10 protein-coding genes are annotated in these 12425 nt (G+C 63.8%); 9 read left to right on the top strand and 1 reads right to left on the bottom strand.

The features are described from left to right. Positions 1-9: 9 nt before the first annotated feature. Entirely contained in the window at positions 10-825 is an 816-nt protein-coding gene (locus ACT6Q8_RS20855; protein ID WP_054170080.1) for an IclR family transcriptional regulator domain-containing protein, read from the bottom strand. Positions 826-1202: 377 nt separating this feature from the next. On the opposite strand from ACT6Q8_RS20855, the gene ACT6Q8_RS20860 reads away from it, so the two are divergent. The 9 genes from ACT6Q8_RS20860 (at position 1203) to ACT6Q8_RS20900 (ending at position 12352) form a co-directional block, all read left to right on the top strand. After that, positions 1203-3302 carry a hydantoinase/oxoprolinase family protein gene (locus tag ACT6Q8_RS20860; protein ID WP_444734311.1) on the top strand — a complete coding sequence of 700 codons (2100 nt, stop codon included), beginning with the start codon at positions 1203-1205 and terminating at the stop codon, positions 3300-3302. Positions 3303-3434: 132 nt separating this feature from the next. After that, a complete protein-coding gene (locus ACT6Q8_RS20865; protein WP_444734312.1) occupies positions 3435-5627 on the top strand; it encodes a hydantoinase B/oxoprolinase family protein in 2193 nt (730 codons plus the stop codon). Positions 5628-5638: 11 nt separating this feature from the next. After that, a complete protein-coding gene (locus ACT6Q8_RS20870; protein ID WP_444734313.1) occupies positions 5639-6400 on the top strand; it encodes a dienelactone hydrolase family protein in 762 nt (253 codons plus the stop codon). 5 nt (positions 6401-6405) lie between these two features. Continuing rightward, positions 6406-7251 (top strand): alpha/beta fold hydrolase, encoded by an 846-nt coding sequence (locus ACT6Q8_RS20875; protein WP_444734314.1) that lies wholly within the window; start codon positions 6406-6408, stop codon positions 7249-7251. Beyond that, positions 7248-8117 (top strand): alpha/beta fold hydrolase, encoded by an 870-nt coding sequence (locus ACT6Q8_RS20880; RefSeq protein ID WP_444734315.1) that lies wholly within the window; start codon positions 7248-7250, stop codon positions 8115-8117. Before ACT6Q8_RS20875 ends, ACT6Q8_RS20880 begins: the two co-directional genes overlap by 4 nt. A 5-nt stretch (positions 8118-8122) precedes the next feature. After that, a complete protein-coding gene (locus ACT6Q8_RS20885; protein ID WP_054170074.1) occupies positions 8123-8944 on the top strand; it encodes a hypothetical protein in 822 nt (273 codons plus the stop codon). Then, positions 8941-9192: a hypothetical protein gene (locus ACT6Q8_RS20890; RefSeq protein ID WP_054170073.1), complete on the top strand. Its 252-nt coding sequence runs from the start codon at positions 8941-8943 to the stop codon at positions 9190-9192. Before ACT6Q8_RS20885 ends, ACT6Q8_RS20890 begins: the two co-directional genes overlap by 4 nt. Next, the gene (locus ACT6Q8_RS20895; RefSeq protein WP_444734316.1) at positions 9189-9896 is read left to right on the top strand and encodes a class II aldolase/adducin family protein; all 708 of its coding nucleotides are present in this window, start codon (positions 9189-9191) and stop codon (positions 9894-9896) included. Before ACT6Q8_RS20890 ends, ACT6Q8_RS20895 begins: the two co-directional genes overlap by 4 nt. Before the next feature lie 50 nt (positions 9897-9946). Further along, positions 9947-12352 carry a TonB-dependent receptor gene (locus ACT6Q8_RS20900; RefSeq protein ID WP_444734317.1) on the top strand — a complete coding sequence of 802 codons (2406 nt, stop codon included), beginning with the start codon at positions 9947-9949 and terminating at the stop codon, positions 12350-12352. Positions 12353-12425: the final 73 nt, after the last annotated feature.

Raw genomic sequence — 12425 nt, forward strand, 5'->3', positions numbered from 1 at the left:
GCCCCTTGGTCAGAAGCGCAGGAAGGCCCCAAGATCGCGGGCCGTGCCACGCAGAACCGGCAGGATTGTTCCGACCAAGGCTTCGTGCGGGTATCGGATGGCCGCCACACCCAGGGCGGCCTCCACCTTGTTGCCGGGTCCAAAGATAGGCACGGCGATGGAGGTCAGGCCTTCTTCGAATTCGCTGTCGGAGATCGAATAGCCGGTGGTGCGCACCTGCTCCAGCACATCGTCTAATGCTGCGCGGTCGGTGACCGTGCGGCTGGTATGAGCAACCAGATCGGCGCCCGCCAGATGGCGTTCCAGTTCGTCTGCCGGCAGATGTGCAAGAATGCAGCGCCCCAGCGAGGTGCAGTAGGCCGGAATCCGGCTTCCCACCGAAAGGGACGCAGAAACCATGCGCCGGCTGGCAGAGCGGGCGACGAAGGTGACATATCCTTCGTCCAGGACGGCGATGGAACAGCTCTCGTTCACCTGATTGCCGATCCGGTCCAGCGTCTCCTGTGCCATCGTGGCCAGTGAGTTGGACGACAGGTAGGCTTGGCCAAGGGCTAGCGTCTTGGGCAGCAGTTGGAACGACCTTCCCTCTGACCGCACATAGCCCAGCTTCTCCAGCGTGTTCACCAGCCGCGCGACGGATCCGCGCGAGAGGCCGGTAATACGGCTGATGTCGGAAATGCTGAGATGCTTACGTGAGCCGGCGAAGGCCAGCAGCACGTTCAGCCCACGGGCCAGCGACACAACGAAATTCGGATCATCCTCATAAGTCTCGTGCAGTTCCTCCGGGGTGTTCCCCGGTGTGGACCCAGCCTGGCGACGTGCCATCCCTGTCTTCTCCTTGTCGTACGGCTGCCAACGCCGCCGGGCCCGAAAGTGTCGGACGCCGTCGGTGGCGTCAACTCCCGCTGCTGCCGATCCAGTCTTAGCTGAACTTTTCGTTTGACAACAGGTCTGGCGTGATCAATCATTCGCATATCGGACAAACGTCCGCACAGCGGACAAAATAAAATCAGCTCAATAAGCAAGGCGACAGGGGAGGAGCGGGTTTCGGGACATCAGGTCCCCAGCCATCTCCATACGGATTTCTGGTTCTCGTTATCGCGTGCCAGCGGCGGTCCCCCGTCGCGGCATGCCCATCCATGGCCGCCCGGCGGGTTCAGCCCGCGACCGAGGCTTGGCCGGACAGCGAATAGGGGGTTTCTTTGTCCTACATCGGTACGGATATCGGCGGCACGTTCACGGACCTGGTCCTGTTGTCGGACGATGGCGACATCCGCATCTTCAAGGCGTTGACGACGCCGGAGGATCGGACCAAGGGCGTGCTGAACGCCATGAATCTTGCGGCGGAAGCGCTGGGAATTGCGCCGGCGGAACTGGTCGCCCGGCTGCAATATTTCTCCCACGGCACCACGGCCGCCACCAATGCCTTCATCGAGCGCAAGGGCGCACGGACCGGTTTGCTGACCACCCGCGGGTTCGAGGATACGCTTCGCATCCAGCGTGCGATGGGTGGCTGGGTCGGCATGGCGGCGCATGAAATCTCGCATTTCTCCGTCCGTCGTCTGCCCGACCCTATCGTTCCCCGCGCCCTGACCGAAGGGATCGTGGAGCGCGTGGACTATAAGGGCGAGATCATCGTGCCGCTGGACGAGGATGCGGCCCGTGCCAGCATCCGTCGGCTGGTGGCGCAGGGCGTGGAATCCATTGCCATCAGCCTGCTCTGGTCCTTCCGCAACATGGCACATGAACAAAGGCTGGCGGAACTGGTGGCGGAGGAAGCGCCCGGCGTCTTTGTCACTACCTCATCCTCGCTGGTGCCCATCATCGGTGAGTATGAGCGGGCATCCACGACCGCCATCAATGCTTATCTGGGTCCCGTCATCCATCGCTATATCAATGGCTTGGAGCGTGCGATCCGCGGACACGGGTTCGAAGGGCCCATTTCCATTATGGAATCCGGCGGCGGCGTCCTGCCGGCATCGGAGGCGGCCTTCCAGGCGGCGAACCTGCTGACCTCGGGTCCCGCCGGCGGCGTTCTGGCGTCGCAGAAGCTGGGAGAGTTGCTGGGCTTCCCCAATGTGCTGACGGCGGACATGGGCGGCACCAGCTTCGACGTGGGGCTGATCGTCAATGGTCAGCCGCTGCTGGAGACGGTGCGTGAAGAAGGGCGGTTCCATGTCGCCCTGCCATCAATCAAGGTCACGGCCATCGGTGCCGGTGGCGGGTCCATCGCCCGGGTCCGCGACGGTCACATGACGGTGGGTCCGGAGAGTGCGGGCTCCACCCCCGGTCCCGCCTGCTACGGTCGTGGCGGCGTTGAACCCACCATCACCGATGCCGACGTGGTGCTGGGCATCATCGACCCCAAATACTTCCTGGGCGGCAAGATGCGCCTGGATATCGATGCGGCGCACAAGGCGGTGCGCGATCATGTGGCCGGCCCGCTGGGCATGGAGGTGGCGGAGGCCGCGTCCGGCATCCGCGAGGTCGCCAACAACCAGATGGCCGATCTGCTACGCCGCGTTACCCTGCGCGCCGGTTATGATCCGCGCGACTTCGTGCTGATGGCCTATGGCGGGGCGGGTGCCACCCATGCCCACCAGTTCGCGGAAGCCGCCGGCATCGCCACCATCATCATCCCCAATACCGGTCCCGCCCATTCCGCCTATGGCACCGTCACCGGCGACCGCCATCGGTCCTTCTCGCTCGCCATCGGCCAGCATGCCCCGGCCCGGTTCCGCCGTGCGTCCGAGCATGTTGATATCGCCAAGATCAATGACAGCCTGAATGGCCTTGCCGCCCGCTGTGTCGAGGCGCTGGGCGATGGCGTGACCATCAAGCGTTTCATCGGCATGCGCTTTCGCCAGCAGGTGCACGAGATCAGCGTGGCCGTGCCCGATGGCGCTCTGGACGCCGCCGGCATCGACGCCCTGGTCGACCGGTTCGAGGAACAGTATGAGCGGGTGTATGGCAAGAACACCGCCCTGCGCATTTCCGGCGTCGAATTCTCCGTCGTCCGGGTCGAAGGCACCTCGCCGGTGATCAAGCCGGTGCCGCGTAAGGTCGATGGCAGTGGGCGTTCCAACAAGCCCATCGATGCCCGCGAGGTCTATTTCTACGGCCGTGGCTTCCTGTCCGCTGCGATCTACCGCAGCGAGGATATCGGTCCCGGTCAGCCCATCGCCGGCCCCTGCATCATCGAACGGCCGGACACCACCATCGTCGTCGGCCCCGCGCAGACAGCGGAGATGGAGCCCTACGGCAACATCATCATCCGCACGTCGCAGGCCGCCTGGCATTAGATTTTGTTTCTTCAAGCGCCGGCGCCGCATCCGCGGCTTGGCTTCACGCCGCACGTGCGGCGCGGCGGCAGTCGCCGCCGAAGCGGTTTTCCAATCAAAGGAAAACCGCTCCAGATACCGGGGACCAAACCCATGGACGTTGTTTTCAATTACGAAACCCAAGATGTCGACCCGATCACCTTCGAGGTGATCCGCCATCGGCTCCTGTCCATCACAGACGAACAGGCCGCGACGCTGGCCGCCGTTTCCGGCTCCACCCTGGTGAACGAGGCGACGGACTTCAATACCGGCCTCTACCGCGCCTTTGGCGAAGTGGTGACGATGGGTCGCACGGTGACCTTCCACGCCGCGTCCCTGTCCTTGATGGTCAAGCATGTGATTGAGGATTGTGCGGAAAATCCCGGCATCAACCCCGGCGACATGTTCATCGTCAACCATCCGCACAAGGGCGCGCTGCACTGCCCCGATATCGGCATCCTGGCGCCGATCTTCGTGGGCGACAAGCGCATCGGTTGGACCGGGGCCTGCGCCCACCAGCTGGATGTCGGCGGTATGGTGCCGGGTAGCTTTGCCTCCATGGCCAAGGATATCCGCCAGGAAGGCATCCTGATCCCGCCGGTGAAGCTGGTGGATCGGGGTGAGCTGCGCGCCGACGTCCTGAACTTCATCACCGGCATGTCGCGCCTGCCCATCAATATCAGCCTGGACCTGAAGGGCCTGATGGCCGCCTGCAATACCGGCGTGAAGGGCGTGCTGGATACGGTGGCCAAGTATGGCGTCGACACGGTCCTGACTGTCATGGACGGGATGATGGACCTGTCGGAAGCCAAGATGCGCAAGCGCCTGCATGAGCTGCCCGACGGCATGTTCCGGGCCCAGGCCTTCCTGGATCATGACGGGTTCGAGAACAAGATCTACAAGATCCATGTCGAACTGCGCAAACAGGGCGACAGCATCACCTTCGACTATACCGGTTCCGACGATCAGGCGCCGGGCTTCGTCAATGCCACCCGCACCGGTCTGCTGGCGGGCATCTATGCCGGCATCCTGCCGCTGATCGCCTTCGACCTGCCCTGGAATGACGGGCTGCTGCGTCCGCTGGAAGTGCTGTCGCGCGAAGGCTCCGTCGTCTCCTGCAAGTTCCCCGCTCCCTGCTCACAAGGGCCGCTGGGTGCCATGTGGCTGGTTGAGGTGACGACGACGGAGGCGATGTCCAAACTGCTGGCCAGCCACCCCGACTATGTGCGGGAGGCACAGGCGGCCCCCGCCAGCGGCCCCGACCTGTTCCACATCCACGGCAAGAACCAGTATGGCGAGCCGGCGACGGCCCCCATCCTGGAGGTGATGCTGTCGGGCGGCGGCGCCTATGCCCATCGCGATGGCATCACCGTCTCGGGCCAGCGCAACATCACCGCCGGCCGCGCGCCGAACGTGGAAGCGACAGAGCTGAAGCTGCCCGTGCTCTACATGTACCGGCGCATCATCACCGACAGTTCCGGTCCCGGCCGCAATACCGGCGGTCAGGCGGCAGGGGCGGCCTTCGTCCTGCATGATGTGCATGAGGTTGAATCGTTGGTCGCCTGCCACGGCTATCAGTCGCCGACCTCGCGCGGGCTGTTCGGCGGCTATCCCAGCGGCTGCAACCATCGCCGCCTGCTGCGCAATTCCAATATTCGCGACCTGATGCAGGGCGGCGAGTTCCCCGACAGCATGAACGGGCTGGTGGGTGAGGAAACCACCTTCACCGCCAAGCCGCCGGAATTCGAATTCGCCCATGACGACGTGTATGAGTGCAACCCCACCGCCGGCGGCGGCTGGGGCGACCCGATCGGGCGGGAGCCGGAACTGGTGGCCCTTGATGTGACGGGTGGCGCCTTCTCCGCCGCTTCAGCGGAACGCATCTTCGGCGTTGCCGTTACCGCATCGGGTGATGTTGATGAGGCGGCAACAGCGGCCCGGCGCGATGCCATCCGTCAGGAGCGCCTGTCCTGGCCCGTAACCCGCCGTTTGCAACATCCGCCGCACGTTCATGGCAATGCCGAGGCCTTGGCCATCGTTGGCGATGTTGCCCGCATCCTGAAACTGACCGATGGCCGCAGCTACTTTGTCTGCAATTGCGGCCATGTCATCTCGCCGGCTGATGAGAACTGGAAGGACTATGCCGCCCATGCCCCGGCAACGGCAGAGGATCTGGGGCCCCGCGTCCGCATCCATGCCGATCTGGAGGTGGTGCGCCATGCCTGCCCCGGTTGCGGCACGCTGCTGGATGTTGAGGTCAAGCGGCGCGGTGAGGACAGCCTGTTCGACATCGAAATCGCAGCCTGAGGGGAGGGGTTATGAGCCATCCGACCTATCCCGTCACAGCCCGTTGGGTGACTTTCCCCAATGGCGGCGACATGATCCGGGGCTATCTGGCAGAGCCGGCGGGTGCCGGCCCTTGGGGGGCCATCGTCACGGCCCCGGAAAATCTGGGCGTCACCGAGCATCGTCAGGCGGAGACACGCCGTCTGGCCGCCGAGGGCTTCGTGGTCCTGTCTGTCGATCCCTACAGCCGGATCGGTGGTCGCCCGCCCCAGGATTACACCACACCGGAGGAACGTCGCAGCAAGGCGTTCCTGGCTGCCAAGGATGAGACGGCGGTTCCCGATATGCAGGCCGGGTTCGACTTCCTGGCAGGCCTGCCCAACGTCGATCCGGCCCGTATCGGCACACTGGGTTACTGTCTGGGCGGCGGCACATCACTGGCTTGGGCGGCGACACCCAACAATCTCGCCTGTGCCGTCATCCTCTATGCCCTGCCCATCCTGCCGGCAGCCTATTCGCCGGATGGCAAGGAACGGTCCCGCCTGACCCTGGCGGCGAACATCCAGTGCCCGTTGCAGCTGCATTTCGGCACGAATGATGAGGCGATACCGCTGGTGCAGACCGAAGCCCTGCGCGCGGCCCTGTTGGCGCAGAGCCCCCAGCCGGTGGATTTCCATCTCTATGAGGGGGCGCGCCACGCCTACATGGACAGCACCCTGGAACGCTATTCGCCCGAAGCGGCGGCGCTGACCTTCCAGCGCTTCGTCGCCTTCTTCCACCAGCATCTGGGATAGGCGCCATGAGCCTGTGGACGCAAATGCTGGGCGGGGAGGTCGGGTTCGTCATGGCGGGTGGCCTTCGCACTCGCTATGTCCGGCTGGGTCAAGGGACGCCACTGCTGCTGCTGCATGGTCGCGGCGGGCACCTGGAAACCTTCGCCCGCAACATCGGCCCGCTGTCGGTCCACTTCACGGTCTATGCCGTCGATCTGGCCGGACACGGGCTAACGGCACCCTTCGATGGTGACTACACCATCGACCGGCTGGCCGCGCATGTCGCCGACGCGATGGATGCGCTGCGCCTGGGGCGTGCCCATGTCGTGGGCCAGAGCCTAGGTGGCTGGGCGGCGGCCTGGCTGGCCCTGACCCGGCCGGAGATGCTGGAACGGCTGGTGCTGATCGAACCGGCGGGATTGCAGGCGGAGGCCGACCGTCTGGCCGATCCCAAGATCGCCCTGGCCTATAGTGCAGGCGGCGAGGCGTTTGAGACGCCAACCCTGGAGGCTGTGCGCAAGCGGCTGTCGGGCCTGCTGGCCGATCCGGAAAGTGTGGACCCGGAAATCCTGGCCACCCGGCTGGCGCTTTACAAACCTGAGGCTGCCCGCGCCGTGCATCTGAAGGTGCGCCAAGCCGACAATGGCCCCTTCCTGCTGACGCCGGAACGGCTTTCCGGCCTGTCCATGCCCACCCTGTTCATCCGGGGCGAAGGGGGAAATACGGCAGCCGGGATCGTGGCCCAGGCTGTCGCCGCCTGCCCTGATGCGCGGCTGGTCACGGTCGCCGGTGCCCGGCAATGGCCGCAATACGAACAGGCCGACAGGACCAATGAACTGATCGGCGGTTTTCTGAAAAACGGGAGAGAATGATGTCCTTCTGGACCGATGCCCTTGGGGCACAAGTCAAATATTACGATGCTGGCGGCTGGCGCACCCGCGTGATCGAGGCAGGCGAGGGCACGCCGGTGATCATGATGCATGGCCTGTCCGGCCATGCCGAAGGTTTCATCCGCAATGTGGTTCCGCTGTCGCAAGCCGGCTTCCGTGCCATTTCCATGGACGCCATCGGCCATGGTTTGAGCGCCAAGCCGCTGGATGTCACCTATCACGCGCCGTTGTTCGTGGAGCATCTGAAGCGCTTCATGGACGCTATTGGGGCCCAGAAGGCGCATCTGGTGGGACAGTCGCTGGGCGGCTGGACGGCCTTCAATTTCGCCCAGGCCTATCCCGACCGCGTTGCCTCCCTGATCTCCATCACCGGGGCCGGCTTCCTGCTCAGCGATGCGGAAAGCCAGGCGGAAAGTGCGCGCATCCACCAGCAGGTGAAGAACGTCACCAAGAAGGCCAGCGAGGCGCCGACCCGCGAGAAGGTCAAGGAACGGCTGCAATGGCTGATGTGGGACAAGTCGGTGGCAACCGAGGAATTGGTCGATACCCGCTTCCATTTCTTCATGCTGCCCGACAGCCGCGCGGCCATGCCCAAGATGGTGGAGGAACAGCCGGGCGAGGAGAACCGCAAGTATCTCCTGGACGAGGCCCAACTGGCCAAGTTGGACATCCGGACCAAGATCATCTGGAGCGACCATAATCCCACCACCCCCTGGACGGTGGCCAAGAAGGTCTCCGAAATCATGCCCAATGCCGACTTCTCCCTGGTGGAAGGGGCGGGGCACTGGCCGCAGTTCGAACAGGCTGATGCCGTCAACCGTCTGGTTGTCGACTTCCTGAAGGGGTGAGGGACATGGGCAGCTTCGTCTGGGCGGCCGCAACGGCCCATACCGGCGCCATGATGCGCCTTCCCGATGGCGGGGCCGATGAGGCCCGTGCCGAACGGGTGTTCGACGGGTTCCGCACCCTGGCTTCCTCGCTGAAGGCGGCCCGCCCGGACGTGCTGATCACCATCGCCACCGACCATTTCCTGACCTACGGCTATGAATTCCTGCCCATCTTCAGCATCGGCACCGGCGACCGGTTCGAAGGCTGGGGGGAGTTTGGAGTGCCCAAGCGCGACTATAAAGGCATCGCCCCATTCGGGGCGGCGGTGCAGGACGGGCTGGTCGCTGCGGGTTTCGATGCCGTTGGTGCCCGCGATGTGAAGCTTGACCACGCCTTCTCCTGTCCCTTGCAGCTTCTGCTGCGGGATTGGGACGTGCCGGTCCTGCCCGTCTACATCAACTGCACCGTCGCCCCCTTGCCCAGCCATGCCCGCGCCCTGGCTTTTGGCCGCGCACTGGGCGAGGTGGTGCGGGCCCAGGGCGTGGCGCAGCGGGTCGCCATCGTCGGCACCGGCGGCCTGTCCCACTGGGTCGGCACGCCGCAGACCGGCACCATCAATACCGCGTTCGACCGCCAGTTCCTGGACCTGTTCACGTCTGGCAGGTTGGATGAGATCGCGGCGATGGACAGTGACTGGGTGATCGACAATGCCGGCAACGGCGCGGCGGAAATCCGCAACTGGCTGGCCGCAGCCGGTGCGGTGAACGCCAAGGGCGCGCGCGAGATCGCGTATGAGCCGGTGGCCATGTGGAATACCGGTATCGCCGTGACGGAGATCCTGTCATGAGCCGCCGCGATCTTGAGAAATTCCTGTTCCGCTTCGACAAGGAGCCCGACCTGCAGGCCGCCTTTGCCGAAGCGCCGGAAAAGGCCTTTGCCGCCTTCGACCTCAGTGAGGCAGAGGTGGCAGTGCTGGCGGCGCGCGATGTCGCCACCCTCTATGAATGGGGTCTGCACCCGCTGCTGATCCGCAATTTCGCGGGCACGGTCGGTGTGCGCTATGTCGGTGAATATCGCCGGCGGGGGCTGACATGAGTGTCGATGCCGCCTGCCGCGATCTGGCATTGGCCAACCGTATCCTTGCCCATGAGGGGGTGGTGGATGCGTTCGGCCATGTCAGCCTGCGCCATCCCGACCGGCCGGGTCACTTTCTGCTCTCCCGTTCGGTCAGCCCTGACCAGGTGGTGCCAGAGGACATTATGTGTTTCGGCCCCGATGGGCAGGCGGCGGACGGGGATGCTCGCGCGCCCTATCTGGAACGCTTCATCCATGCCGCGATCTATGAAGCGCGCCCGGATGTCACCGCATTGGTTCATTCCCACGCTCATGATCTGATCCCGTTCGGCGTGACGGGCACGGAAGTGCGACCGCTTCTGCATGTCGCCGGCCCGTTGGGCAGGGTGCCTGTCTGGGATATCGCCGACCGGTTCGGGGAGACGTCGCTGCTGGTCACCAACATGATGCAGGGGCGCGATCTGGCGGAACGGCTGGGTGCCGGCCGGGCGGTGCTGATGCGCGGCCATGGTGGTGTGGTGGTGGGCGATGGCCTGCGCGCTGCCGTGATCATGGCTGTCTATCTACAGGTCAATGCCGGGTTGGACCTGAAGGCCCGCCAGCTTGGGCCTGTCCGTTATCTCAGCGACGGCGAGGTCGCGCGCAGTTTTGACGCCATCCTGGCTGAAGGGCCGGCCCGGCGCGCCTGGGAACATTTCAAGCGGAAGGTGGATACGCACACCTGAGCTTTCACCGCGAAACAATGCCATAAGGCAAGTCACAGGGAGGAAGAAGAATGGCCAAGATGTTCAGGATGCAGCCGGGTCACGGTCTGACGCGACATGGCATATCGGCGCTGGCCCTTGTGCTGGCGGCGGGGACGGCGCAGTCCCAGACAGCCCCCGCCGCCGGTCAGGTGATCGAACTGGAGGAGATTGTTGTCACCGCCGAACGCCGTTCGGAATCGTTGCAGGATACCCCGATTTCCATCCTCACCTTCTCCGGCGACGCGCTGGAGCGGGCCAATGTCCGGTCAGTGGACGATCTTCAGAATTTCCTGCCCAATGTTTCCATCGGCGGTTCCGCGCCGGTTGGAAACTCGGCCCCCAACTTCTCCATCCGTGGCGTCGGTCAGACGTCGGGCCGCGCCAATAATGAGAAGGGCGTGGGTCTCTATGTCGATGATGTCTATTATCCGCGTTCCACCGGCGCCATCCTGAACCTGCTGGATGTGGAACGGATCGAGGTTTTGCGCGGGCCGCAAGGTACCCTGTTTGGCCGCAACACGACGGGCGGTGCCATCCGCTATATCACGCGCAAACCCACCGACCGGCTGGAAGGCCGTATCACCGGCACTTATGGTTCCTTGGACAGGACGGACATCGAAGGCGTCCTGAATGTCCCCGTGTCCGAGAAGGTGGCGTTCCGTGGCCAGGCCGCTTGGTTCAAACGTGACGGCTATGTCGATGTCATCGGCACCGACCGGACGCGGGGCAATCAGGATGATTATGCCGTGCGCGGTGCCCTGCGCCTGCGTCCCAATGACAGCATCACCGTCGATCTGAGTGCCGCCTACACCGAGAACCGCAGCAATGGTTCGCCCACCGTCATCGCCGGCGTCGGCTTGCGACAGGCATCGGGTTTCCCGATTGCGGCGGTCAATGCCTACAATGCCTATCTGGCGACACGGGGGCAGTCTGCGATCGTGGCGGATGATCCGCGTTTCGTGACCAAGGACGGCTATTCCGTCCCCGACAGCTGCATCATGGATCAGATCGCGCTGAACCCGGCCAAGTTCGGCGACGCCCCGAACCTTCTGCCCAACAGCCGTCCCCAGGCCAGCCTGTGCGACGATGCGCGCCGGACCAAGAACACCTTCCTGTCGGCTGATATCAATGCCGACCTGAACGATGCGCTCTCGGTGCGTTCGATCACGGGCTACAACAAGGGCACGGATATCGACCAGGGCGACTATGGTCTTTTCGGAGCCCAGACCAACTACACCCTGAACGAGATGAACTCCATCTCCCAGGAATTGCAGCTTCTGGGCAGTCATGAGGGCCTGGAATGGGTGGCCGGTCTTTATTATTTCCATGAAACCCCGGCAGAGCGCCGGTTCCTGCGTGAGGCGGTGGTCAATGCCGGTCGGGTGGAATGCTGCAACGGCTTTGATGCCAATGTGCAGCTGAAAACCAACAGCTATTCCGCGTTTGGCCAGGCCAGCCTGGACCTGACTGACAAGGCGCGGGTGACGGCGGGGGCGCGTTATTCCTATGACGACAAGGACGTTTTCATATCCAAGGTTGGCATCTTCACCCCGGCATTGCCGGCTGGCGGGTCCCCCCGCACCAATGCCAACAATTGGGATGCCATCGATTATCGCCTGACGCTGGATTATCAGTGGACCGATACGCTGATGACCTATGCGACCTATTCCAAGGGTTTCAAGTCCGGCGGCTTCAATGTCGATATCGTCACATTGGGCACGGCGGCCCCCACCATCACCTCCTTCGATCCGGAGACGGTAAAGAACCTGGAGGCCGGTGTGCGGTCAGAATGGTTCGACAAGCGCCTGCGTGCCAACCTGACCGGCTTCCACATGAAGTACGACAATCTGGTCGTGCAGGTGGCTGACTTCTCCCGCGGGGCCTTGCAGGTTCTGTTTCTGAATGCCGGCAAGCTGGAGATTGACGGGTTCGAGGGCGAGTTCGCGGTGGCACCCATCGAGCGGCTGACCCTGAATGCCAATGTCGGTTACACCAGGATCAAATATGTCGATCTGCCCACCGGCAGCCCCCTGTTCGATCCCGCCAGCTGCCCCGGCGGTGCCCTGACCTTTGACCGCTGCCGGGCACAGCCGCTGGCCCGGTCGCCGGAATGGACCTATACGCTGGGTGCCCAATACACGGTTCCGGTGGGGGATGGCGATGTCAGCATGAACGCCAACTACGCCTATAAGAGCAGCCAATATTCCAACAACTCCACCTCCAACTCGGTGAAGCTGCCGGCCTATGGCGTGGCCAATGTCCGCATCGAGTATGACAGCGGCGCACAGTGGAAGGTGGCGGCCTTCGGCACCAACATCTTCGACAAATACTACATCACCACCGGCACCAACGGTCGCCAGAACACGCTGGCCACGCTGACCCATTCACCGGGCCGGCCGGCGGAATATGGCGTGTCGCTGACCTGGAGCTTCTGACTTCAAATGACTGGTGAAGACCATGGTGTGCATGCCATGGTCTTCACCAAAAAAGTCACAGCCGCATGAACGG

The sequence above is a fragment of the Niveispirillum sp. genome, from assembly GCF_052437035.1.
Lineage (GTDB): Bacteria > Pseudomonadota > Alphaproteobacteria > Azospirillales > Azospirillaceae > Niveispirillum.

Bases quoted from the DNA above. Each gene is read 5' to 3' on its own strand.
- ACT6Q8_RS20890 (WP_054170073.1), top strand. From the start codon at position 8,941: ATGAGCCGCCGCGATCTTGAGAAATTCCTGTTCCGCTTCGACAAGGAG.
- ACT6Q8_RS20870 (WP_444734313.1), top strand. From the start codon at position 5,639: ATGAGCCATCCGACCTATCCCGTCACAGCCCGTTGGGTGACTTTCCCC.
- ACT6Q8_RS20875 (WP_444734314.1), top strand. From the start codon at position 6,406: ATGAGCCTGTGGACGCAAATGCTGGGCGGGGAGGTCGGGTTCGTCATG.
- ACT6Q8_RS20865 (WP_444734312.1), top strand. From the start codon at position 3,435: ATGGACGTTGTTTTCAATTACGAAACCCAAGATGTCGACCCGATCACC.
- ACT6Q8_RS20895 (WP_444734316.1), top strand. From the start codon at position 9,189: ATGAGTGTCGATGCCGCCTGCCGCGATCTGGCATTGGCCAACCGTATC.
- ACT6Q8_RS20900 (WP_444734317.1), top strand. From the start codon at position 9,947: ATGGCCAAGATGTTCAGGATGCAGCCGGGTCACGGTCTGACGCGACAT.
- ACT6Q8_RS20855 (WP_054170080.1), bottom strand. From the start codon at position 825: ATGGCACGTCGCCAGGCTGGGTCCACACCGGGGAACACCCCGGAGGAA.
- ACT6Q8_RS20885 (WP_054170074.1), top strand. From the start codon at position 8,123: ATGGGCAGCTTCGTCTGGGCGGCCGCAACGGCCCATACCGGCGCCATG.
- ACT6Q8_RS20880 (WP_444734315.1), top strand. From the start codon at position 7,248: ATGATGTCCTTCTGGACCGATGCCCTTGGGGCACAAGTCAAATATTAC.